We start from the raw sequence: 24,448 nt of genomic DNA, 5'->3' as shown, positions 1-24,448 counted from the left end.
TCGGTACTTATTAGATCACTAAATGTTGTAATGATTATTATTCTTTCTGGCTGTATTGGCGCTTTTATAAGAACATTACTTCTGCCAAAAGAGAAATAGGCTGCATTACCGCTAGATAGCCTCTATACTTCGCAATATGCGTCTACTTCGTCATGACCTTTGGAGGGACACTCCTACTCCTTTAATGTTCTGTATCATCGTACTGTGACATAAAAAAACTCTTACGTTATAATAATGTTGAATTAAATATTGAAGGGACTGAACTATGCGCAGATATCGATATCTTAACCCCAAAACAAATAGATAATGGAGGTAATATATTGATTACAGAAATACAAACCAAAAGACTAATATTAAGAAAAATGAAATTATCTGACTCTGCTAGTTTGTTTAACATTTGGTCTGATCCTGAGGTTACAAAGTTTATGAATATCAATAGTTTCACTGAGGAAAGCCAAGCAGTAGAAATGATTAAAATTCTTAATAACCTGTCTTTGGAAAGCAAAGCTATTCGTTATTCCATAATTGAGTTAGAATCAAATCGCATAATTGGTTCCTGCGGTTATAATTCTATAGATTCTTCAAACGCTAAAGCAGAGATCGGATACGATATTAGTAAAGATTATTGGGGCAAGGGATATGCTCCTGAGGCCATTCAATCTCTGATGGATTATGCGTTCAACACTTTAAATTTCAACAGGATAGAAGCAAAAGTCGAACCCGAAAACAATAATTCCATCAGAGTTTTGCAAAAATTAAACTATACATTCGAAGGAACAATGAGAAAGTGCGAAAAGTCCAAAGGAAAGTTTATTGATTTAAGCATTTTCTCAAAATTAGTAACAGAGTAACTTTTAATGGGTGGGCCTACATTTTTATGGTGTAGGCTTTTTATTTACTTCACGTTGCTCAACTCAACTAAATGAATAGTTTGCGGCTACTTCGTCATAGCCTTTGGGAGAAGAGGGATACTCCTACTCGTCTAATGAACTGTATCTTCGTACTGTGTATTAAGTAGAGCAACTGTTGTCACATCCTCCAAACGATGTACACATTCTTCCAGTTTGTACTCACAAAACATAATACGGTAAATGATTTAATCAATAGCAACCTTTTAGTTTATGTCGTAGCTGCTGCTATTCTTGAGGCATTACATAATCTATATGACTTTTTATGTGGCCATCTAGAGCGGTAATCTACTACTACCAAAGCTTTCCCAGGCACACATCATGGCGCAATAATGGATAGATTTACTCTATTGGTCCCTATTAATCATCTATTTTTTATATGGAGCACTTAATTGACCATCTATTGATTACATTGTATAATACAGGTATATTATGTAAAATAAAGGCAGGTGAGGCCGTTGGATGGAAATATCGATTTAGATTTAGATATAAATCTTCTAGATCTTGATCCAGCCGTAAAAGTTCTTAAAATGATATATTCTTTTGAAAGCTGGCCCAATCTTCTAAAACTAGCAGATACCTTTTTCAACCGAATAACTCAAATTTATAATAATTACACACACAATAATGAACTGGAACTAAAACACCAACGACCTTTAATTTATTATTATGGATACAGCTTGCTTATGTTGGGACTAGCCCACAAAGAAATCGAAAATTATGATAAAGCTCGAACTTACATTAAAGCTTACAGTGATTTGAGTTGGTTCAAGGGATTAGATGCTGAAGGATTAAATGAGGTAGCCTATTATAAGTACATATCAGAGCCAAATCTCTTAGAAGTAGAAGTGCTTTCCGGAAATATTCAATTCATAGATCGTTATGTTTCTTTCCTTTTATCCAACACTAAAGAAGTTCTACCGGGACTGATAACTTTGTTAAAGACAGCTACTAATTTCAATTTAAACATTGAATCTCATTTAGAACTTTTCTCTAATAGTATTTCAAAATTTGAGGATACCGCTGCTGATGAAATTATAATAAATTCCTACCAAGAAACTTTTTTTATTAATATGATCAGATATAAAACAAAAATTCAAGATTATAATACAGCTATCAAATATAGCATGAAATTATTAGATTCTGCAGAGGTCACAAACTCTGATAAAATCTTTAAACAAGCAGTAGTATACTTCGAATCATTACGTTCATGTGCTGATGCTACTCAGATTAAAGATTTTGAAGAGAAAATAATAAATTTCAAAGAAAGGGTTGAGTCTCTGTGAAAAAATTTGCCGTCTCTTTATTGTTGGTCCTCACTATCGTCAGCATTGCGCCAGCACTGCCAAGTACCTCACCAGTGGTCTTATTCCACGGAGCAGAACATTAACATCAGAAGTACAGCGCGGGTTAGGAGATTGCTCCTAACCTGTTTTTTATGAAGTGCATTATGTAGTTATTGCAATAACATCCTCCATCTTGAACCAATCCCACTCCTCCTCCGACCAGCGGAGTTTAATTCCCTGTTGTTTATCCAGCTTCATCACAATACCTCGTTTTAATATATTCTCCATGGGATCAAACAGAGTGAGTGTAATCGGGCTGTGCTCTTCCATCGAACGATATAACAATATTTCAAAGCGCTCTATCTCCTGTAGATCTAGAGTGGGTTTTTCACGACGTTCCTGCTCATTATTGTCATCTATAATCCGGTTTTTATGTTCGGGCAATATCATTCTGCTACACTCCCATACGTTCTCTAATTTTTTCATCATGAAGCTGCCCTCCTAATAATCCGTCCAGTAGTTCGTTTTACTACCATCTATCCCCCATTGGAGTTCTTGTGGCTCTGACTTTCTCTTTTTAAACCTAGGGTCAATCCTTTCCCAGCCTTCAATAATTCGGGCGCTCTCGGGTGGAGTGTGTGGGGTCCATTCTATATATTTTTCGTTAACTAATTCCCTAAGCCCACTAATGATCTTATCTGGTGTCCGTCCACTCTTGATCTCTAACTCCTGTAGAGTTGGCATATGAGCATGATGCACGGCAGAGTGGCGCATGATCATTAGTAGCTTTCGTGCGGTGTCACTAAGCATAGCGCTTTTTTTGCACAGGCTGCCAAGCAAGAATATTAGCCTCCAGAAATACGCGCGGAGCTCCGGTTGATAAGCAAGTTGCGCGAATATATCCTCCACGAATCCCTTTCACATCAATTTTACGTTGAGATATCTTACCTGATTTATCTTGGTACACTATTTCAATGGTTTGACCGATGCTTATTTGCATAATTATTCACCTTCCAAAGATAAGAACATTTGTTTGTATTATAACCAAACGTACGTTCGTTAATCAATGTAAAAATATCCCGCCAGGCATGAATTATTACATACAAAGTCATCGCTCAGGTTTATAATTTGTTCTATAAGCATTTATTGCATTTCCGCAAACAAACTAAGGAGTATGAGTGTTTTTTATATGTTATAGGGGGAAACGAATATTAGGACCGATGACTGAGGCTGAAGCTATGCGTGAATGGTTTACTCTCTCCGGTACAGTGAAGGAGATTTATATTATTGAGGTAGATGAGAACGATAAGGTAAGACGCCAGATCGGACCCACTAAGAAAAAAAAGAAATAAATATAAAGGGAAAAAACGTAAAAACACCCCGCCGACCTAATAAGGTTGACGAGGCTGTTTTTAATTTTTAAAAAGGAAACTGAGTAAGCGAGGCTATTAACAGTACAATCCCAACAATCGAGGATAGCACAGCCATTTTATCTTTCGTTTTCAAATACAATGCCGCTCCATTAAATATTAAAGCTCCGCACATCCCCAGCATAGTCCAAGACACTATCACTTGATCCTGGCCGCAGAAAAATGTGATTCCCAGAATGATTGTTGCTGCACTGAATAAAATACCGCACACTCTTAGTACTTTCAGCAAAATGCTCACCTCCGTAAAATAAAACACGCTAATCTAATATATTGGTTCCGCCATAAATTATAATTCATAGATTACTATTCCTATATCTGGTAGAATTAATTAGCAATTATTAGCAGATTTAGGGGGATATAAAATTGAACAAAAAAGCTTTTTTATGTATCGTGGCAACTATTGTAATCCTTTCAGGATGTGGTAGTTCCACAACAAATTCAGAGAAAAAAAATACAACGTCTCCAGGAGTTATACCGTCCGAAGCAACAGCCAGCCCTTCAGAGCCCACTCCTGAGCCAAAAAAGAAACTTACAGCTTCCGAGAAACTGGCTCTCAACTATGTGGAGATTTTCCTCAATGGTTCAGATATCGAAGCGAAAAAGAAATTCGTATCCGAAAATATACTTCCAGATGTACAACCCATTTTCCAAATGGCTGAATCTACTGAGACACCCGAGAATAATAAACTTAAGAACCCTACAGTAATTGAAACAGCTGATTATACGGACAAAGATGGCGGAAAAGATAAACTCGTGCTTATCCAAGGTGAGAAGTCTTCCTCCAATAGCGAACTTATCATTTTTATTAAAGATGACAAAGTTGGTTGGGGGTATTCGTCTAATGACAAAGATAAGGATGCATTTAACGAAGTGAGGAAACTTTTCAAGGAACCTGTAATTAATACTTCAGATTCAGGTAATGCAGGTACAACTGAACAGTCTCCTGAAGCGATGCTTAAAGAAATCAGTAATTTTGTCGTTTCAGATATTTGGAATGATGGATTTGTTGATATCAGCTGGTATGCAGGTTCAGGAACTGGCTCTACGGGTGAAACAATAGATATAGATTTTACAATCGAGCAATTAGGAAAAGCTATGATTCAAAAAATGGAATACGATAGTTATATCAGCAAGCTTGATGCAAAATATGATTCAATTAAAAGCATCTGGGCTAAGCTCACGGGTGAGATGGATCGTATGTACAAACAAATCCAAGATACGCCTCCTATTGCAAATGATGCAACCACCAAAATAGATACAGGATTATTCACCCAGTACTTGGAAGCCTTTACTGACGAGGTTAACAAATTACCTAATACTTAGATTAAAAAATAACGTCCCTGCCGGCCGCCACGGTTAGCAGGGATTTTGTTCGGCTTTAATGGCTTGCCGCTCAAAATAGTAATCCACCAGAGCATAGATGAAACCAGCAATACCGAAAAAAATAATAGCTGTACTACTATTCAAATGGTATTCCCGTATAAAGCGTTCATCGTACACCTCGTAAAAGAAACCATATCCCGCAATACCACTCAATAAGAATATCATTATGCGGTTTACTAAAGGATTAACTATCTTTCGAATAACCCATGATAAAGGAAGCAGTATAACCGGGTAAAGAAGAACTGAAAAGAGGAACACCAGAAAAATAAAAGCAAACCCAATGTTTTGAAAACCGTAATATTCTGTTGTACTTATTTTAGTTCCTTCCCAAAGCTCCAATCCAAAGGCTGCCAGGGTGAATAAAATCGTCGAAATAAACCATAACATTATAGGATTAACTGCACGCAAAACAATCCCACCATCTTTATGCTTTTTATACTTACAGCCGATTTTTCAAATCATCATTTCGCACTTGGTTTTATTGAGGTTAAGAATGGCTTTTGCCCTATTCTACTATTATATGAAATAAAGTACTCCTCATTTACATCTATTAACTTATATATTCCTTTTGGGATTGTGACTGTATTTTGATCACCGCTCATATTTTGTATTACTATTTCTCTTTTATTTACTGACACTACATTAACAACAGCTGAAGTCCCTGCCATCAAAAAGTACCATATAATAAACAAAAAAATGATCATGGGAAGTAGTGAGAATACTTTACGATAGTTCATATCTATTACCTTACACCTCTATTCATCGCCTTAATTATTTCACTTTGGATATTATATCATTAATTCCCATATATTATAGTTATGATTTCCCTTTGGAAGGGTTAATTGTCTTGTAATATGGGTAATCCATCTTCTCTTGAACTTCTCGAACTACATTTTTATTAGTAAGCGATTCTATGAAATATAAACCCAGATCAATCGAAGCTGCTACTCCTCCCCCAGTAAAAACATTTCCATCCCTTACGAACCGTTCCTTAACTACTTCGGAACAATAAGGTGCTAATAGTTCATATGCAGAAGGATTGGTAGTCGCCTTCTTCTGATTTAAGAAACCGGCAGCTCCCAAAATCAAAGCTCCTGTACACACTGACACCTTGTATTCAACCTCTCGGGCAGTCTGAATCCATGTTATAAAATTAGTATCGAATCTAAGTTGTCGAGTCGAAAACCCTCCAGGGATAAATATCAAATCATAGGCTGACAGATCAGGGGAAACCTGGTTTATTTTCAACGTCAATCCTCGATCATCCGTGACTTCTTCCTTGTTGGAACAAAAATCCCACGATACATTTTCTATCGCCTTTAGAACTCCCATCCGGGTAACCGCATCGTAAAAACCAACAAAATCTAACGTGGTCATCCCATCAAATAGAATATAAGCCATCCTCATCATTTTCATTCTACACACTCCTTCGATACTTTTCGGCGAAATTCATTGGGGGTGATCCCGTATTCATTTTTAAAAACACGATAGAAAGAACGCAAACTGTTGAATCCGGAATCAAACGCGATATCCGTGACCGGATGGGTAGTGGATAACAGCAGCATATGAGCAAAGGCTACCCGTTGGCCATTGATGTAATCACGAAATGAAATGTGAAACTGCTCAGAAAAGATTCGGGAAATGATAAATTTACTAATGCCAAGCTCTCTTGAAAGCGTATTCAGATTTATGTGATCTAAAAAATGCATGTCGATGTAAGCTAGGATTTTGGGGACGAGATCCATTTCTTTTTTGTAGTCTACTTTTTTCATTAGCAGTAACGGCAGCGCGTGCCCTAATACTACAGAGGTATAAGCCTTGAGCAGACGAACATCACATTGTTCTTTATATAGTTTATACAAGGTTGCCAACAGATCTTGAAGCACCTTTTGTTTCGAAACTATAGGGTTATCCGGAACATGATTAAGCAAATCCCCTGCAAAATCCCCCGGAAAAGTGGCGTCAAAAAAGAACAGCAGGATCTGGCTTTTCTCTAGAGTTTTGTAGCTGTGAGGTTGATTGGAAAAAATAATCGCTATGTCTCCTTCAGACAAATCATACTCTTTTCCATTGATGTTGATATTGATTTTGCCGGACAAAACCATTGTTATCTCTACATTTTTGTGTAGATGAAGAGGATAAGTGTTATTGGTAGAAATAAAGGAGTGAAACGCCTGGTCACGATGCTGATATTTAATATTCATGTTTTTCTCCCTATCGTCATGAAATGCCAAGCACTATAGCTATGTAATACTAAGAACATAATATGAATTTGTTCGTTTACGCAAGAACCAAAGAGCAATAGTTGGCACAAAAAAAGATTTTTTTGGCAGGTAAATACGCCCTAAAAGTTTTAAAGTATTACCAGTAAGCTGCTTGTCGTAGACCAGTATCATTTCACTGAGAGGAGGAAGTATAACAGGAACAGCATTCAGCGATAAGACTGTATCCATGTTATACGTCAAAAAGATGAAATGGAAGAGTAAAAAATCAGGTAAGGTTATAGGTGTCTTATTGAGTTTTTTGGTAGCGTTTTCATTTTTAGGAGGTCACACACTTGCAGCTTCAGGGCAGGCAGACGGAGACAAAAGTTTTGCGGGTGCCTCTATTCTTGCTTTTCCTGGCGCGGAAGGTGGCGGCGCCTATACAAGCGGTGGTCGAGGGGGCGATGTATACATCGTAACTACCCTTGAAGATTACGCTGTAAAAGACAAACCGATTGCAGGGTCCCTTCGCTACGGGATTTTATCTACGCCTAAAGAGGGTCGTACCATTGTTTTTCATGTTTCCGGAACGATTGAACTGAAGAGCACGTTAAGTCTCAATAATATTAAAAACCTGACCATCGCTGGGCAAACCGCTCCAGGCAACGGAATTACCATTGCAGGTTGGGATACCAATATCAGCAATTCAGAGAATATCATTATTCGGTACACCGCTTTCCGTCCGGGTGCCACTAATGTGTATAATGGCAGTGATTCAATGGATGCGCTTTGGGGGAGAGACAACAACTACTTCCTCATTGACCATTGTTCCTTCAGTTGGAACACAGATGAAACTCTATCTTTATATAGAGGCGAAAATGGCACGATCCAGTGGTCCATTATTTCCGAAAGTCTGACTCTATCCGGGCATTCCAAAGGAAGACATGGCTACGGCGGTATTTCAGGCGGAGACAAAACAACATTCCATCACAATCTGTATGCGAACCATACCTCGCGAAATCCAAGACTAGGCGGCGGTTACGCAGGTGCTGCAGATGCTGATCATGTGGCGGTTGTTCAGTTCTCGAACAATGTAATTTACAATTGGGGCTTTAACGGCACTTATGGCGGAGGTTTTACTTTTACTAACTTTATGAACAATATCGAAATTGCCGGCCCAGGTACAAGAGATAATGTAACTAACCGAGTGATTGATGCCGGTGAAGCTACCAAGCTGGGCGGTTTCTATATTACTGGAAACAGAATTAACGGTAAGCTCACAGGCTTACTGAATGATTCTTCAGATTATGTGAAATTTTCTGGCGTACAGAGTGGTGAACAAAAGACGACCCTTGCAGCCACACCATATCTTTCCGCGGACAGTACTGGAGTTAACCATGGTATTACCAATAAAGCATTTGATAATTATGTTAAGTCCGGCGTAAAGCTAGCGAATGAATCACTATTAAAAAGCATTCTGCAACAAGCGGGAGCTACCTATCCACGTCGCGATGCTATCGATGCAAGAATTGTGGCAGAAGTCGAGCAGAACTCGGGAAGATATATCAACACTGAACATGAAGTCGGGGGTTACATTTCAGACTTTGGCGTCATTGAGGCTCAATATGATAAGCAATTTGACACTAATAAAAACGGAATAGACGACAAGTGGGAAAAGAAAAATAAAATCTGGGGCATCAAGGATGCATACAAAACGGTTACTAAAAATGGTTACACCTGGCTTGAGCTTTATATTAACGGCCTAGTTGATATGAAACACGTCGCCGAAAACCCTGATGCTAAGCTTTTAGCGCCAGAAAACAATGCACAATTTGTTACCGGGAAAGAGGTCGAAGTTAAAATTAATGCTTCCCCTAAATCCGGAAACAAAATAAAAAAAGTTGCTGTATATAATGGTTCTAAATATCTTGGAGAAGCAGCCAAAAAAGGCAACACATACACATATACCCTCAAGAATTTAACGGATGCTTCCTACTATATTTCTGCAAGAGTGACCGATACCCAAGGAAATGAGACGCAGACCACAGCCACTAACATCCACATCAATGCTGCTACCTCTTCCCTGGCTGGAAAGGGTTGGACTACAGCAGATATCGGTGATCCGAACATTAAGGGTTCCGGAAGTATGACAAATGATGTGCTTACCGTTAAAGGCAACGGAAAGCTTGGAAAAAGTGAAGGTGGCACAGAACGATCCGAAGCAAACAATGCAGCCAAAGATGACTTCCACTTCGTGTATAAAGAAATGAACGGAGATATGGAATTTACCGCGAAGCTCGAAGAAATCGGGGCCGTTGACAACCATGCCTTCACCGGGCTAATGATCCGCGATGACTTGAATAAAGACAGTGCCGCGGCGGCCCTTGGTATCTCCTATGTGAAGTTGTCCAAAGAGACCAGCTGGTCATCTTATCTGACGGGCAGAAATATTAAGGGCGGAGGATTTGATGAATTAACTGAAACTTTAGACAGCGTATCTGCTGCTGAAAAAGCTGGCATTCAACTTGTTTCAGATATTCCATTTAAAATTAATGGTGTGGAGCAAGGGTATTGGCTCAAGCTTGGCCGTAAGGGAGATGTTTTCTATGCTTACGGATCAACGGACGGAAAAGACTGGAAGCTAATTGGCGAGCGAACTATTGTTATGGAGGGTTCGGTATATGTCGGATTCGCCGTTGACAGCAATGATGTCGCCAATAAGATTGAGCAACTAAACTATGCTAAGTTCTCTAACCTTACTGTGGAGAATACATTCACTCCAATAGGTGACTCAGCGATAAATAAATAGCGTCTGTTCATCTCCACAGTTCCAAAAAGACGGAAGCCAGTAAAGCGGCTTCCGTCCTTTTATTGCTATCCAATTGGACCAGCACAATAAATTGCCTGATTCACTGTTCATTATGCTTTAAAGTTTTTTCTTTAACATTACTTCATCATCCTTAACATACCCGCTCAATTCATACGCTTTAATGGCTACACGATTATCTTCTCCTGTTAAAATCTTAACTGTTTTGACTCCACGAGAATAAAGCTGACTTTCCAGAAAAGAAATTAGAGCAGTAGCGACACCATTTCTACGAGCTGACTCTTTTACATACATTTCAGTAATTTCACCATATGCTTCATTATAACAAAATGATTTCAGACTTTGAGCACAGCCAAAACCAACTACTTCATCCCTTAAAGTAGCCACGGCCACCACTTCATTATTGCTGTTCAAACACTTGATGATCTCTGGCACAGGACGTTTTACTCCACCATTGAACTCATGATTTAATCTAGACAAAACATCCGCGTCACATATCGTTGCTAGCCTAACATTTGGAAGCATTCTCTTCCCCCTCTACAACGTTCCCTTTTCAAGAACATACTCTTCATTGGAATTTTTTAAAACGATATCAAATTTATGATGATAAGAATGCATAAACAACTCATATTGCATCCTGCGCTGTTCATGGGATTTTCTTAAATAATTAATATCTGTTCCTCTTTCAGAAACATCACGTATACTCCTTCTCATCAACTCAGTTTCTCCATCCGTGTATAAGTAGATTTTCAGATCATACAAATTCGGATCAGTAAAGGCAACACTCATGCCTTCTACAATATTCACCTTCTTTTGTGAAGATATGAACATACTTTTTGTATAGTCCGTGCCAATTGTGTAAAAATCCAACCCATCCCTCAACATATGAATGTCTCTCTCTAAAGCAAATATATGATGAGCAGCAGGATGACAAGCTGTCACTTTATCGTGGTAATGTACATTCTTATATTCATAGTCGATAGAAGTGTATTTTCTAAGACTAGATTCAACAATATAGGGGTCTGTATTAATATAATTCACATCATCCTGCTGCAAAAGCTTTAAAAGATTATTAGCAAACGTTGTTTTTCCAGATGCACCATGACCCGAAATCCCAATGATGATTCTATTAGCCTCACCGCTAATCAAATTAGCTATCTTATGTAACACCTTGTCCATATTATTCGCCCCTCTCCCTACTCGATCCTATGTATTCCTTACTCCGCTATGGTTTAGCACATTAAAATCAATGGTGCATTTTATATAAAGAAACTTAATAGAAAGGGGTAGATCTTCCATGGCTACTCGTCAGCCAGATTTAGTATTGATCAGTTGGAGCAGAAATCCTTTGGTTGCTGGATCAGCACGTAGGATTATTGCCGCCCGTGTTATTGGAAATGCCGTGCCGTGCAGACCTAGCTTGAGACCCCACGGATTGCTTAACACCGCTTTGGCTTGCTTATTAGACAACGATGTTGGTTTTAAAGTGGTCTTTCGTAAAAAAACTTCAAGCATTAGTGGATATATTTTGTTACAACGTAACTAATAGATTTAGGGGGCAGTGACATTGCTGTTCTCTTTTTCCTGTGTATCTCATTGCACTTAAAGTCCAATCAACCCTAGAAAATGGTGTATATAATTTATTAGAAACTGAATCTGATTGAAATTGGGTGAGTCCATGAAATTACAAGCTGTGAAAAAAAGCTATGATTTAATAGTAAGCTTAGGGATGTCTTGTGCTCCTGCTATAAATCTGCAAAGAAATAGCTTGAGGAAATTCTCCATGCCGCTCGACTGGATGGTTTCTTATTCATTGGCTGATGTAAATAGACTTTATAAGAATAGATTTCAAAATTTCATGGAATTAATAAATCTGCAAATTCTTGATGAAACACATTTTTTTCTGGAGGATGGATTACCAGTCTATCCTAATGGAAATAAAAATGCACTAGTGAAATCCTATTTTATTCAGGATACTTTATATAACATTATCTCAGTTCATGATTTTCCAATCCAGCAAGGTAAACACTGGTCTATAACCTATCCTTCGTATAAAGCGAAGCTGGAATTACGAATTAATAGATTTTGGGACAAGTTAATCCACAGTAAAAAAACTTTATTCATTAGATGGTCCGCCTCATATGAACAGGCTGTAGAGCTACAGTCAATTTTGTCTGATTTATTAAAACCGAACGAATTTCTTATTCTTATTCTTATTCCCGTTCGTGAATCAACCTCGGTACAAGAATTAAATTGGAACATTAATGATATTTGTGTGTTAGAAGTTCCTGAGGATATGAACGATTATGATAGCTGGGATTATATTTTGAAAGACATACACGTAACTAATAACTAATTTCGCTTTGATCGATCATATGATTAATTATTTCCTCTGCTGCAAAAACATATGGATACAAATACAGCCTACTGATGCTGACCAATAAAGCAATAGGGTTACTAATTCCAAAATCGTATTGACTCCCATGCGCTGCTGGATTTGCGGGTTCAGGCTCTACAAGATCATACTTCTCCATCAGCCTTTCCTTGGTTCCACTATCTACTACTGTTCCGTTTCCTTTATCCGCAAGGACAGATCCCGATTGAAAACACGCCATGAATAAGACACAGCAAATGGTGAGGATCGCTAGTTTCTTTTTTCGCATCATACATCTCCTAATTCTTTCTGGGTCTCCCCTATAACTTAGAGCCGTTCAAATTATTTCTTGGGTAATCGCAGGAAAACTATGTATTCGACAATCTTGATCAGTATAGATCATATTCCATGAAAATAATGGGAGAAAAAGTCTCGAATTCTATAATACTCCTTTCTATATATAAAAACAAAAGCACCCCACAGCTAAAATTAGCAGGGTACTTTTGGATGCTTCGCCGTATTTACAATATCAACATTCCGCTGAGCGGTTTATGGAGTTGGAGTTCCGCCGTTCGCATTCAGGGTTTCGCCACTGATATAGCTAGATTCCTGGCTAGCCAGGAATACATATGCCGGAGCCATCTCCGCAGGCTGTCCCGGACGACCTAGTGGTGTGCTCGACCCGAACTCCTTCAGCACTTCCTCCGGTTGCCCACCCACAACTTGAAGAGGTGTCCATACGGGACCAGGTGCTACTACATTGACGCGAATCCCCTTATCAGCTACTTGCTGAGCGAGAGACTTACTGAATGTATTAATAGCAGCCTTGGTGGTCGCGTAGTCCAAAAGGATCGGTGAGGGATTATAAGCTTGAATAGAAGAAGTGTTAATAATGGTGCTGCCCGGTTGCATATGCTTCACCGCAGCTTTGCACAGCCAGAACATAGCATACACGTTCGTCTTAAATGTGTCGTCAAAATGCTTCGTAGTGAGATCAGCGATGTCTGGAACGAATTGCTGTTTGCCCGCGATATTGGCTAAAATATCAATTCCACCTAGCTCTTTAACCGCAGTATCGACGAGTTGTTCGCAGTATGTCTCATCCTTCAGATCGCCTGGAATGGCGATTGCAGTACGACCCGCTTCCTGCACTAGCTTGACCACCTGCTTTGCATCTTCCTCTTCCTCGGGCATATAAGATAGAACAATGTCTGCCCCCTCACGAGCAAAAGCAATAGCAACAGCACGGCCTATACCGCTGTCGGCTCCCGTAACTAACGCTTTACGTCCGGTCAGACGCCCAGTTCCTTTATAGGTATCTTCTCCTGTATCAGGTACTGGATTCATTTTCTTCTGCAGACCCGGCTCCTCTTGTTGCTGCTGAAATTCCGGTCCAGCCTTAGTGTACTGAGTGGTAGGATCTTGCATCGTATATTGGTTAGACATCGATCAATTCCTCCTTTATTTTTAGAAATACATTTTTATATTTTCCGAACTCTTTGTTATGTAAACACAACCAGCACGCCTCTAAACATTCACCTTCAATAACATAGCCTTGAATAGTGCCGCAAAAATACCCCAACCACCTGTCAAGGTGGCTAGGGTATCCCCCGCCTAAAAATAAATATATGGAAGCTCACTTGTTAGTTAGGGAACGCTCCGTATAGTCTGGCGTATACATTAGATAAAGGAGTGATAAATCATGGGCTTTTTTATATTCCTCTTTGTACTATTAGCATTGCTTAATATCTTCTTTCCTCATTTGGGATGGTACATGCGCTATGGCTGGATGATGAAAGGTGATGTAGAACCCAGTGATGCCTATTTATTAATGACTCGCATCAGCAGTATAGTGGCACTTATTATCCTCTTTTTTATCTGGACTAGTTTCTGACTTACCCTAACGCTCTTAACACATCTTCAATCTTGCGCTGATGCGACAATACCCCATAATTCATCCAGGCCATAAAATCCACCTCATATACACAACGATTACGAACAGCGGGCAGATTGCGCCAAAGCGGTGTATCCAACAGCTCCCGTCCTTCTCCTTCCTGTCGATCAAAGGTAATGAACAAATGATCTGCAGTGAGGCTCGCAAGCTCTTCTCTTGTTAGGCTCACCCGCTTCTGTCCACGAGTCAACTTCGGAACCAAGGCATGGGGCTGCAAACCTAAATCATCATGGAGTACGCTACCTGTATACCCCAATTGCCCGCATCCATAGAGATTGATTCCGTAGGAAGATATTCTTAGGCATGCTACAGTCTGCCCTTGGACAGAACGGTTTAGCACTCGTCTAGCTTGCTGCGCCCGATGCTCATAATTGCCGATCACTTCCTGGACACGATCCGTTCTGCCAAAGACGGCTGCTGCGGAAAATAACGTGGCCCGCCAATCCTCTTGATGAAAAGGCAGCTTGAACAACGGAGCAATTTGGCTGCACTCATCCAGGTGCCAACGCTGAAAGCCATCATCCAGCAGGATCAGTTCGGGCATGTACTGGGAGAGCTCCTGCCAATTGCCAGTCGAAATATCCACTGCAGGCACATCGAGGAGGGACAGATACTCTTGCTTCCCCCACTGAGCGTGAGAATATTGCGCCACCGGTGTAATATCCAGAGCCAGCAGATAGTCTTCCAGAAAAGGAGCGAACACCCGCAGCCCTTCCTGATGGAAGCTTCTGTATTGGCCGGGCGTAACGCCCACCGATCTTTTGAAACGCCGGTTAAAATAATACTCATTGCTATACCCTACAGATAACGCGATGTCATGCATACGGTCATTCGTAAGCAGCAACTGCTGCTGCGCCCTTTCAATACGAAGTCCGTTCAAATGCTCTAAGGGAATCCGCCCTGTCACTTCTTTAAAAATCTGTGTGTAGCGTGCACGTGTAATGCCTGCCACTTCAGCTAATTGATCGACGGTTATGGCGTGATTGTAGTATTCCTGCATATAGCGGATGGAACGCTGTACCGCCTCATGGGCTCCTTTCATCTGGATGACAGAGGAATTTGCCCGCATGATCAGCAGCAGTAACTCTTGAAAGCGGGTATGGCCTGCGAACCATTCAATCTCTTCCGTACTTCTGCGACTATGATAGATAGCCTCCAGCAGTAATGCACATTGTGAAAAAGGTCTGCAGCTTAGCGGGCCGGACTGGAGAATTCCTTCTTTAGTCCCCTTTTCCATTCCACTCTGCCTGCTTCCCCCCGTTTCGATGACTTCAAACGTAAGCCTATAAAAGCTAAGTCCTCGCTCCTCGGCATTGATTTTGCTTATTAGCCCAGGTTCGAACAAGAACCCGACACCTTTTTCCAGAGGAAAACGCTTCTCCTCGGCTTCTAACCATCCCTGTCCTTCCGATACAATGATCAGGGTATGATTTTGAAACACTAAGGTCTGTCCGTTCACCGATAAGGATTGGGCTTCTATGTTAATCAAGCTATAGAATAGCCTCTTTTTATTGCTGTCTTGTAAATCTTCTGCCATTCTAGCGCCCTCCAATTGAGAACCATTTTCATTCACTTTACTATAGTTTAGAATAAAAAAGAAGGTCTATCAACTATGCTGATAGACCTTCTTTATGCTATTCCTTACGACGGCTGCCGTTTTATTTCACCATAGCTTTCAGCAAGTCATCAAGCTTCATCGAATTGGCTGTGATGGCACCAGTCTGCCAGTGGGAACGTTCCATTCTATAAACATTCCCGTTCTTCACCGCCGGCAGGCTCTTCCACAACGGGCCATCAAGGATTTGAGTCGCTTCCTGATTCCCTTCAGTATCCCAGCCCCCGTTGTCAGGGAACACAATGATATGATCCGCTTCGAGCTGAGGGATAAGCTCTTCGGAGATAATAGATTGATATTCGGTCATTTCTGCCGCCATAGGCACAGGTGTCAGGCCAAATTGAGAATAAATTACACCGGTGAAACGGTTTTTAACACCGAATAGAGCAAAGGTTTTATCCGCTACGTTGAGCCGGATCACTGCTACTTTTTCCTGACCTAGGGCCTGTTGCAGCTTAGCTTTCCCCTCTGCCACTTTCTGATCGTACGCTGCAAGGACAGATTCCGCCTTCTCCGGAATACCGAGGGCATCTGCAATAGCCGTAAGCACTTGTCTTGAGTCTTGCAACACCGCCTCAGGTAGACGATAGGTTGGTGCTATCTTGGAATATTGTTCATATTTCGCCGCATCCGCACCTCCATCCACAATAATCAAGTCAGGGTCTTTTTCCAGCAACACTTCCATACTACCGGTAATATCAAATTCTGGTACATCAAGATTTAAATAATCCTGTTTGCCCCAGCTTGGATGATACCACTGCACCACCGGGGTAATGCCCAATGCCTTCAAATAATCTTCAACATAGATCCCGGCTACCCGTTGCGGTTTAATTGGAATTTCAACATCCCCGAATTCCCCGGCAATCGTCCGAGTTGCACCCTCTTCTGCGGCATTTCCATTTCCTTCAGTTGGTGCGCTAGTGCTCGCTGAGGTAGATTCCTCTGCATTCTGTGTCTTAGCAACGTTTTCTTTCGCAGTATTGTTATTCGTTCCGCATGCTGCCAGCGCAGTTATTGCCATTATAAGTACCGCTGCCCATAAAAACTTCTGACCCCATCTTGCCATTGATCCCTTCACTCCTATGCTTTATTGTCATTGATTATCATTCTCAATAACCTTTATCACAATAGTAGCATGACTTTCATAGCTTTCAATGCACTTTCTCCGCAAAAAACTTATACAAACTATTTCTAGTTGCTCTGCTCTATCATTATTCGGTAGGATTCTTCTTCTATTAAAAATATGTCATCCTTTATTAACTTGATCGCAAAATTTCTTTTTTTACGATTGATTTATACGATGCTTTCGCTTACAATAAACTCATAAACGCGCGTTTATGAAAAGAGGGGAAACATGCGCAGCGAAGATATTGCTAAGTTGGCCGGGGTTTCCCGTAGTACGGTATCCCGCGTGATCAACAACTATTCCAATGTTCCTGAAGAAACCCGGGCCAAAGTGCTGCGGGTGATTGAGCAACATCAGTACGAACCGAACAGCTTTGCACGGGCTCTGGCCGGTAAGAAAACCGATACCATCGGATTGTTCGCCATCAGTATGAACGAGAAAGAGAACACTACCCGAATTTATCAGAACAATTACTTTGCACCATTCGTCGATGCCGTAGTCGACACGTCGAATGCCCGCGGATGTTACGTTCTGATTCATACGGTATACTCTCCGGACGATTTTCTGAAGGTAAAACAAGCTTTTCTGCAAAAACGGATTGACGGTGGTATAATTGTCGGCACTCAGAAGGATATTAATATCGTCCGCGAAATGGTGGGACTCGATTCTCCGCTAGTACTGATTGATTATGATATCTCAGAGATTATGTCGGAGCATCTTGACCGCAATCATTTGGCCATTGTGAATTCCAAAGATTACGAGGGCACCACAGAAGTGATTGAACATTTAATCTCCTTAGGCCATCAAGAGATCGGCATTATCTGTGGGCAAATGAATACGTACTCTGGTCGAGAACGCTACACGGCCTATGAGGACACGCTGAAAAAACATGGTCTGCCTATGAATGAAAAGTTTATTCTTAAGGGTGATTTTCTGAAAGAGACGGCTTATGAAGAGGTCAAGAAGCTGCTTGCTTCTGGTGAACCTTTGCCGACTGCCTTTTTCTCTTCCAACGATGACATGGCTATTTCAGCGATGGAAGCGTTCTCCGAACATGGAATCATTGTCCCTGAGGATATCTCCATTGCGGGTTTCGATGACATTCAGCTGGCATCCCGTATTCAGCCTAAGCTGACCTCTGTACGCTTGCCGATTTATGAAATGTCCAAGGCTGCAGTGGAAAAAGTAATCGAGCTGTGTGATTCGCAGCAGCCGACTTTCAGCACGATCAGCTTTCCAGCTCGTTTAGTGGAGAGAGATTCCTGTCAACCGCCGAAGAAGTAGCACAGATTCATCCTTCACTGAAGAATACATATTTTTCTGTGAAGCTGCTATCATCGGTTCTCGAAATCACTGCCTAATACTATCTTTTAGAAACAACGGAAAGAATCCCTTCCCTCGAGGGAATTTTTCCTGAAACTTATAAACGCGCGTTCACAATCGAAAGGAGACTTTCTCATATGAAATTCGGTACCTTTGACGACACTCGTAAAGAGTATGTAATTAACACACCAAAAACACCTTACCCTTGGATTAACTACCTGGGTAATGAACAATTTTTCGGACTTATTTCTAATACTGCTGGTGGCTATACCTTCTATAGAGACGCTCGTCTCAGAAGATTGACCCGTTACCGTTACAACAATATCCCAATGGATGCTGGCGGCCGTTACTACTATCTTTATGATGATGGTGATTTCTGGACTCCAGGCTGGATGCCAGTAAAACGTGATCTGGACTTCTACGAATGCCGTCACGGTCTTGGCTACACCTCCATTACTGGTGAACGCAACGGTATCTCTGTAAACCAGCTTGCTTTTGTACCTATGGGTCATAACGCTGAAGTACATCGTCTTGTAGTGAAAAACACGGGTTCCGCGAAGAAATCCGTTAAACTGTTCTCTTTTGCAGAGTTCTGTCTTTGGAATGCACAAGATGATATGACTAACTTCCAACGCAATCTCAGCACTGGTGAGGTTGAAGTGAAGGGTTCTGTTATCTATCACAAAACAGAATACCGTGAGCGCAGAAACCACTACGCTTTCTACTCTGTTAACAAAGAAATCGCCGGCTTTGATACTGACCGCGAAGCTTTCGTAGGGATGTACAATGGTCTGGAAAGCCCGCAAGCTGTTGCTGCAGGTGAACCAACTAACTCCGTTGCCAGCGGCTGGTCCCCTATCGGATCGCACGCCCTGAACATTACTCTGGAGCCGGGCGAAGAGCAAAGCTTCATCTTTGTCCTTGGTTACATTGAAAACCCAGAAGAAGACAAATGGGAATCTCTGAACGTAATCAACAAAAAACCAGCAGAGGCTATGATCGAGCAATTTGCTACAGACGCTCAAGTGGACGCCGCTTTGGCTGCACTGGCTGCACACTGGGATAACCTGTTGTCCAAATATCAAATCCAAAGTGGCGACGACAAGTTGAACCGTATGGTTAACATCTGGAATCCATATCAATGTATGGTTACCTTCAACATGTCCCGTTCCGCTTCTTACTTTGAATCCGGTATTGGCCGTGGTATGGGCTTCCGCGATTCTAACCAAGACTTGCTCGGATTTGTGCACCAAATTCCAGAACGTGCTAAAGAACGTATTCTCGATATCGCCGCTACACAATTTGAAGACGGCAGTGCCTATCACCAATACCAGCCGCTCACCAAAAAAGGTAACAATGAAGTCGGTACCGGCTTTAATGATGACCCGCTTTGGTTGATCCTTGGCACAGCTGCTTACATCAAAGAAACTGGAGACACATCGATTCTTGATGAGCAGGTTCCTTTTGACAGCAATCCGGATAACACAGCTACTCTGTTTGAGCACTTGAAACGCTCCTTCGAGCATGTAACTAACAATCTCGGACCTCACGGGTTGCCGCTGATCGGCCGTGCAGACTGGAATGACTGCTTGAACCTGAACTGCTTCTCTACAGAGCCGGGCGAATCTTTCCAAACTACTGCCAACATCGAAGGCCGCGTAGCGGAATCCGTATTTATCGCGGGTCTGTTCGTCTTCGTTGGACCGGACTATGCAGAAATCTGCCGGATGCGCGGACTTAATGATGTAGCTACGGATGCAGAAGCTAAGATTGACAATATGCGTGAAATCACACTGACTCACGGTTTCGATGGTGACTGGTTCCTGCGCGCTTATGACCACTATGGCGACAAGATCGGTTCCAAAGAAAACGAAGAAGGTAAAATCTTCATCGAACCACAAGGTATCTGTGTTATGGCCGGTATCGGTGTGGAAGATGGTCAAGCTGAAAAAGCTCTGACTTCCGTGCAAGAGCATTTGGATACTAAATACGGTATCGTATTGCAACAGCCACCATATTCCAAGTACTATCTGAACCTGGGTGAAATTTCTACGTACCCTCCGGGCTACAAAGAAAATGCTGGTATTTTCTGCCACAATAACCCTTGGATCATGATCGCTGAAACTGTACTTGGACATGGTGACAGAGCGTTTGAAATTTACGCTAAAATTGCTCCTGCTTACTTGGAGGACATCAGCGAAATTCACCGTACTGAACCTTATGTATACTCGCAAATGATCGCAGGTAAAGATGCCGTTCGCCACGGGGAAGCTAAAAACTCCTGGTTAACTGGTACTGCGGCTTGGAACTATGTAGCGATTACACAATCTATCCTTGGTATTCAAGCGGACTTCAATGGTCTGAAGATCGATCCTTGTATTCCTACAGAGTGGGACAGCTTTGAAATCACCCGTGTCTTCCGTGGAGATACTTATGTGATTCAAATCAAGAACCCGAACCATGTATCCAAAGGTGTAGCTAGTCTTACCTTGGATGGCGCAGCTGTAGAAGGTAACATCATCACTCCAGTTGGAGACGGTGCTGTACACCAAGTAGTTGTAGAACTGGGTTAATACAAAAAAAATCCGCTCACCGTTCGTTTGAACGATTGAGCGGATCGGATCTAAAATTAACAGTAGATGCCCCCTGAAGGATTCAGGGGCATCTTTTTTTTACCCTTCCACAATATCTGCTCTTAAATCACTCGCAACCTCAAGCATTCTAGGAATCACGGCTTCATTGGCGCCAGAAACATAAATATCGCCCTGATAATGTCTAAATGGGATTGTTGTATCACCATAGCTCCACATAAAGAAATCTCCCTCAATGGACATGGTAGTGGCACCTGTTACTGTAAAAACTGATGTATAGGTGAAATCAGGTTTGGATGCGAAATATTGCTTACACTCTTCTAAAGATAGGGTTGTTGCTGAATCTCCAGCATTCTGCATTGCTCTTGTCATCCGATAACGTTTACTCATTGTGATGCCTCCATTATTATCTGTAAAATGATCAGTTGCCTTATCCAGATCAAATATAGCATACAATGAAGGGCAAATCCCATTCCATTTCTAAGTCGAAAATGTTAATATAGCCGTTTTTCATAGCTTTCTTTTAGTGATTTTGAGATATCCTCTGGAGTAACTCCAAGTTTACGGGCATGCTGCGCCAGTATTTTTGATGGATTAGGCAAGACTTCTTTCGCAAGCCAATGATCGTCATCCCACAAATGTGACCGCTTAAAGGCTTTTGCACAATGCATATAACATTCTTCAACTTCCACGCCAATTCCAATGATCGGGACTTTACCATGCGCTTCCATAGGTTTCAATATATCTTCATCCTTAACTATACTCGCGTGCCCATTTATTCTTAATGTTTCTTCAAGTCCGGGGATGATGAATATCAAACCGACTTTTGGGTTCTCAAGTATATTCCGCAAAGAATCAAACCGTCTATTCCCAGGGCGTTCAGGGATCACTAAATGTTTATCATCCAACACGTGAACAAAACCTTCTGCGTCCCCGCGCGGAGAGACATCACAAGCACCGGACGAACCGCTTGTAGCCATAAAAAGCATTGGAGATTTTGAGATATAATCACGGCAATGATGATCTATAACAGTTATGGTTTTGTTGTTAACCAATTCGCTTGGGTACCCAAATAAAGACCTTAGCTCTTCTTCTGACTCTATAACTTTTTCGAAAAAGTTTGACTTCATACTTCTCCCTCTCTCAACTTAATAAGCCCCAATGTTCTTATTTTTGCTCAAATATCCGCTTGCTTAGAATGCACATCTTCATTTTCAATGCCCGAAACCAACAAACAAAAGGGACAAGTATAACCCTCTGGAGCATGATTATAAATATAGCCCGCCTCCACTGTTATAGGATTTAAGAATATTTCTATGTTTCTTCTAATTTCGCCATTTCGCATGTGTTCTCCTTTTTGCAAAAAGAAAAGGACAGACTGTAAATTACAGCTGTCCTCATCGGTAAATGTTGATAAACTACAGCCATTCCCGAGATCTATGTCTACCTATAACTTAAACGCTGGCTTCCGGAATCCATACCTTCATTTCACCACTGCCACGATTTCCCCATAAGTAATACGGAACCGCCTTAACCTTTACGGTTTGAACTGGTGCTTTGACTCTGCTGTAAAGCTCACCACTCCAGCCCTCTTTATCTACACGTAGCCCCTCTGCCTCGACAACAACAGCGCCGCCGAGCAATGTCTCATCAAAAGCCGCAGTAAGTTCACTGCCTTCTTTTAAAGAAATCGAGCTTAACGGCTCACCATTATCGATACTTTCAAGACAATACACAAGAGGTCCACGCTGAATCGTTACTTTTTGAGCATCAGCACGCAAACTTGGATGTGCGTAGATACGATGTGCCTCCATGGGGTCATGCACTTCGATTACATCTCCTGCTCTCCACAGTCTCCGGATAACGAGGTATCCCTGCTCGATGTTCTCAGCAGTATTCATTGCTTCACCGTTGACTCTGATCTCCATTCCTTGGCTCCAAGATGGAATCCGTAAGGCAATCCCAAACTCTGCTTCCGCTGCGGGATTAATCTTCAACGAGACTTTACCTTCCCATGGATAGTTACTCTCTTGCTGAATCGCAACATCTGTTCCACCCAGCTTTGTTGTCAGCTCACTGCCAATATACAAATTCGTATAGAGCGTATCACCATGGATCGTATAGATATATTGATTAAGCGAAGTCAGCAGACGCGCCACATTCGGAGGACAGCAAGCGCAGCCAAACCAACCTTGGCGCTCGGACTTCACATGATGTTTATCTGGATTGCAGCTGCATGCCTTAGGCCATACTTCTAGTGGATTCACATAAAAATAGTGCTTACCATCCTGTGCCATTGAACCCAACACATTGTTATAAAGCGCCCGCTCCATCACGTCGGCATAACGTGCATCCGGCGATATTCTCAGCATCCGCTGTGCAAAAAAGATCAACCCAATAGATGCACAAGTCTCTGCGTACACCGAATCGTTAGGCAGATCATAATCGAAGGTGAAAGCCTCACCCCGATGCGTAGATCCGATCCCGCCAGTAATGTACATTTGCTTAGTAGTGATGTTATTCCACAGTCTCTCGCATGCTTCGCGAAGGGTGTCATCTCCCGTAAGTGCGGCTAGATCAGCCATAGCAGTATACATATAAACCGCACGCACAGCGTGTCCTACAGCCACTTCCTGTTCTCTTACCGGAAGATGACTTTGGTAATATTTTAAATCTAAATTCTCCTTCTGACCTGTAAAAAAATTGATACTCCCCAGATTATCCCATTGTTGCTTTAGGAAATTTGGCTGTTGACCTCGCTCATTAATAAAAAAGCTGCTGAGCTTCAAATACCGCTCCTCACCTGTGAGCCGATACAGCTTCACGAGCGCAAGCTCAATCTCCTGATGGCCATCATATCCCCGCATTTTGCCTTCTTCCGGACCAAACACAGAATCGATATGATCAACCATTCGGCACATGATGTCGAGCAGTTTTCTTTTGCCTGTAGCCTCGTAATAAGAAACGGCTGCCTCAATGAAATGCCCAGCACAGTACAGCTCGTGGCAATCGTTCAGATTAGTCCAGCGTTTGCCGGGTTCTTTTATCGTAAAATAAGTATTTAAGTACCCGTCTTCCTGCTGCGCTTCTCCAACGAGGTCAATCACTTCATCCGCTTGACGCTCCAGCTCAGGGTCACGTTTGATGCTTAAGGAATAACCTACGGCCTCCAGCCACTTGGCTACATCACTGTCTTGAAATACCCAGCCGTAAAATTCACCGGTCTTCCGGCCCGCAGCAATCTCAAAGTTAGCAATGGCATGACTGGGCTCAGCTCCCGCTGCTTTATCGTGCAATGCCTCGTATTGATACGGGATTACAACATCCTGAACCAGCTTTATATAACTTCCCCAGAAATCATCTTTAATGCTAACGGATTGATCTTTTACAACTTGCTGATCCTGGATCGTTTTATTCATCATCATCT

Annotated in this window: 25 protein-coding genes; 9 read left to right on the top strand and 16 right to left on the bottom strand. The window is 41.6% G+C overall.

Going from position 1 to position 24,448, the window contains the following annotated elements:
- Positions 1-320 precede the first annotated feature (320 nt).
- A complete protein-coding gene (locus MHH89_RS03240; protein WP_076183325.1) occupies positions 321-851 on the top strand; it encodes a GNAT family N-acetyltransferase in 531 nt (176 codons plus the stop codon).
- A 515-nt stretch (positions 852-1,366) separates the two neighbouring features.
- Positions 1,367-2,194 carry a hypothetical protein gene (locus MHH89_RS03235; protein WP_076189826.1) on the top strand — a complete coding sequence of 276 codons (828 nt, stop codon included), beginning with the start codon at positions 1,367-1,369 and terminating at the stop codon, positions 2,192-2,194.
- A gap of 162 nt (positions 2,195-2,356) precedes the next feature.
- Here MHH89_RS03235 and MHH89_RS03230 read toward each other — a convergent pair whose 3' ends face one another.
- The 3 genes from MHH89_RS03230 to MHH89_RS03220 all read right to left on the bottom strand — a co-directional run bounded on the left by MHH89_RS03230 (position 2,357) and on the right by MHH89_RS03220 (position 3,853).
- Entirely contained in the window at positions 2,357-2,683 is a 327-nt protein-coding gene (locus MHH89_RS03230) for a YolD-like family protein (RefSeq protein ID WP_076279830.1), read from the bottom strand.
- A gap of 313 nt (positions 2,684-2,996) precedes the next feature.
- Complete coding sequence (locus tag MHH89_RS03225) at positions 2,997-3,194, bottom strand: hypothetical protein (protein ID WP_282579736.1); 198 nt, start codon at positions 3,192-3,194, stop codon at positions 2,997-2,999.
- 419 nt (positions 3,195-3,613) lie between these two features.
- Positions 3,614-3,853, bottom strand: a complete 240-nt coding sequence (locus MHH89_RS03220; protein WP_341086317.1) for a hypothetical protein — start codon at positions 3,851-3,853, stop codon at positions 3,614-3,616.
- A gap of 134 nt (positions 3,854-3,987) precedes the next feature.
- Here MHH89_RS03220 and MHH89_RS03215 point away from each other — a divergent pair, with 134 nt between their 5' ends.
- Positions 3,988-4,947, top strand: coding sequence for a hypothetical protein (locus MHH89_RS03215; RefSeq protein ID WP_341086316.1), 960 nt, complete (start codon positions 3,988-3,990; stop codon positions 4,945-4,947).
- Positions 4,948-4,980: 33 nt separating this feature from the next.
- On the opposite strand, the gene MHH89_RS03210 is transcribed toward MHH89_RS03215, so the two are convergent.
- The 4 genes from MHH89_RS03210 to MHH89_RS03195 form a co-directional block, all read right to left on the bottom strand.
- Positions 4,981-5,415 (bottom strand): hypothetical protein, encoded by a 435-nt coding sequence (locus MHH89_RS03210; protein ID WP_081388263.1) that lies wholly within the window; start codon positions 5,413-5,415, stop codon positions 4,981-4,983.
- Positions 5,416-5,468: 53 nt separating this feature from the next.
- Positions 5,469-5,744 (bottom strand): hypothetical protein, encoded by a 276-nt coding sequence (locus tag MHH89_RS03205; RefSeq protein ID WP_076130559.1) that lies wholly within the window; start codon positions 5,742-5,744, stop codon positions 5,469-5,471.
- 79 nt (positions 5,745-5,823) lie between these two features.
- Positions 5,824-6,414: a DJ-1/PfpI family protein gene (locus MHH89_RS03200; protein WP_341088783.1), complete on the bottom strand. Its 591-nt coding sequence runs from the start codon at positions 6,412-6,414 to the stop codon at positions 5,824-5,826.
- A gap of 5 nt (positions 6,415-6,419) precedes the next feature.
- Complete coding sequence (locus tag MHH89_RS03195; RefSeq protein WP_076141723.1) at positions 6,420-7,211, bottom strand: AraC family transcriptional regulator; 792 nt, start codon at positions 7,209-7,211, stop codon at positions 6,420-6,422.
- A gap of 247 nt (positions 7,212-7,458) precedes the next feature.
- Here MHH89_RS03195 and MHH89_RS03190 point away from each other — a divergent pair, with 247 nt between their 5' ends.
- Complete coding sequence (locus MHH89_RS03190; protein WP_341086314.1) at positions 7,459-10,020, top strand: Ig-like domain-containing protein; 2,562 nt, start codon at positions 7,459-7,461, stop codon at positions 10,018-10,020.
- A 117-nt stretch (positions 10,021-10,137) separates the two neighbouring features.
- On the opposite strand, the gene MHH89_RS03185 is transcribed toward MHH89_RS03190, so the two are convergent.
- Positions 10,138-10,563: a GNAT family N-acetyltransferase gene (locus MHH89_RS03185; RefSeq protein ID WP_076219632.1), complete on the bottom strand. Its 426-nt coding sequence runs from the start codon at positions 10,561-10,563 to the stop codon at positions 10,138-10,140.
- Positions 10,564-10,575: 12 nt separating this feature from the next.
- Positions 10,576-11,217, bottom strand: coding sequence for a uridine kinase family protein (locus MHH89_RS03180; RefSeq protein ID WP_076279831.1), 642 nt, complete (start codon positions 11,215-11,217; stop codon positions 10,576-10,578).
- A gap of 118 nt (positions 11,218-11,335) precedes the next feature.
- On the opposite strand from MHH89_RS03180, the gene MHH89_RS03175 reads away from it, so the two are divergent.
- Together MHH89_RS03175 and MHH89_RS03170 are read left to right on the top strand one after the other, a co-directional pair.
- On the top strand, positions 11,336-11,584 hold the full coding sequence (locus tag MHH89_RS03175) for a hypothetical protein (RefSeq protein WP_076130563.1): 249 nt from the start codon (positions 11,336-11,338) through the stop codon (positions 11,582-11,584).
- Positions 11,585-11,716: 132 nt separating this feature from the next.
- On the top strand, positions 11,717-12,394 hold the full coding sequence (locus MHH89_RS03170; protein WP_076279832.1) for a DUF1796 family putative cysteine peptidase: 678 nt from the start codon (positions 11,717-11,719) through the stop codon (positions 12,392-12,394).
- Here the strand turns inward: MHH89_RS03170 and MHH89_RS03165 are convergent.
- Both MHH89_RS03165 and MHH89_RS03160 read right to left on the bottom strand, forming a co-directional pair.
- The gene (locus MHH89_RS03165; protein ID WP_076279833.1) at positions 12,384-12,701 is read right to left on the bottom strand and encodes a hypothetical protein; all 318 of its coding nucleotides are present in this window, start codon (positions 12,699-12,701) and stop codon (positions 12,384-12,386) included. The two genes, MHH89_RS03170 and MHH89_RS03165, sit on opposite strands and share 11 nt — an antisense overlap.
- A gap of 260 nt (positions 12,702-12,961) precedes the next feature.
- Positions 12,962-13,858 (bottom strand): SDR family oxidoreductase, encoded by an 897-nt coding sequence (locus MHH89_RS03160; protein ID WP_076141729.1) that lies wholly within the window; start codon positions 13,856-13,858, stop codon positions 12,962-12,964.
- A 256-nt stretch (positions 13,859-14,114) separates the two neighbouring features.
- On the opposite strand from MHH89_RS03160, the gene MHH89_RS03155 reads away from it, so the two are divergent.
- Positions 14,115-14,306, top strand: a complete 192-nt coding sequence (locus MHH89_RS03155; protein ID WP_076130567.1) for a DUF6199 family natural product biosynthesis protein — start codon at positions 14,115-14,117, stop codon at positions 14,304-14,306.
- 1 nt (position 14,307) lies between these two features.
- On the opposite strand, the gene MHH89_RS03150 is transcribed toward MHH89_RS03155, so the two are convergent.
- Together MHH89_RS03150 and MHH89_RS03145 are read right to left on the bottom strand one after the other, a co-directional pair.
- Complete coding sequence (locus MHH89_RS03150) at positions 14,308-15,903, bottom strand: helix-turn-helix domain-containing protein (RefSeq protein ID WP_076279834.1); 1,596 nt, start codon at positions 15,901-15,903, stop codon at positions 14,308-14,310.
- A 121-nt stretch (positions 15,904-16,024) separates the two neighbouring features.
- The gene (locus tag MHH89_RS03145) at positions 16,025-17,047 is read right to left on the bottom strand and encodes an ABC transporter substrate-binding protein (RefSeq protein ID WP_076279835.1); all 1,023 of its coding nucleotides are present in this window, start codon (positions 17,045-17,047) and stop codon (positions 16,025-16,027) included.
- A gap of 288 nt (positions 17,048-17,335) precedes the next feature.
- On the opposite strand from MHH89_RS03145, the gene MHH89_RS03140 reads away from it, so the two are divergent.
- Positions 17,336-18,391, top strand: a complete 1,056-nt coding sequence (locus tag MHH89_RS03140; protein WP_036685989.1) for a LacI family DNA-binding transcriptional regulator — start codon at positions 17,336-17,338, stop codon at positions 18,389-18,391.
- Positions 18,392-18,567: 176 nt separating this feature from the next.
- Positions 18,568-21,003, top strand: coding sequence for a GH36-type glycosyl hydrolase domain-containing protein (locus MHH89_RS03135; RefSeq protein WP_036685988.1), 2,436 nt, complete (start codon positions 18,568-18,570; stop codon positions 21,001-21,003).
- A 99-nt stretch (positions 21,004-21,102) separates the two neighbouring features.
- Here MHH89_RS03135 and MHH89_RS03130 read toward each other — a convergent pair whose 3' ends face one another.
- From MHH89_RS03130 to MHH89_RS03120, 3 genes are all read right to left on the bottom strand, one after another.
- Positions 21,103-21,411 carry a hypothetical protein gene (locus tag MHH89_RS03130; RefSeq protein WP_076130570.1) on the bottom strand — a complete coding sequence of 103 codons (309 nt, stop codon included), beginning with the start codon at positions 21,409-21,411 and terminating at the stop codon, positions 21,103-21,105.
- A 104-nt stretch (positions 21,412-21,515) separates the two neighbouring features.
- On the bottom strand, positions 21,516-22,151 hold the full coding sequence (locus MHH89_RS03125) for a pyridoxamine 5'-phosphate oxidase family protein (protein ID WP_076212728.1): 636 nt from the start codon (positions 22,149-22,151) through the stop codon (positions 21,516-21,518).
- Between the two features lie 324 nt (positions 22,152-22,475).
- Positions 22,476-24,443 carry a glycoside hydrolase family 127 protein gene (locus MHH89_RS03120; protein ID WP_438357074.1) on the bottom strand — a complete coding sequence of 656 codons (1,968 nt, stop codon included), beginning with the start codon at positions 24,441-24,443 and terminating at the stop codon, positions 22,476-22,478.
- Between the last annotated feature and the right edge of the window lie 5 nt (positions 24,444-24,448).

Origin of the sequence: Paenibacillus sp. FSL H7-0323 (assembly GCF_038002725.1) — a bacterium.
GTDB lineage: Bacteria > Bacillota > Bacilli > Paenibacillales > Paenibacillaceae > Paenibacillus_AQ > Paenibacillus_AQ odorifer.
The sequence above is the reverse complement of the archived record's forward strand: the minus strand, read 5'-3'. Positions and strand labels throughout refer to the sequence as shown.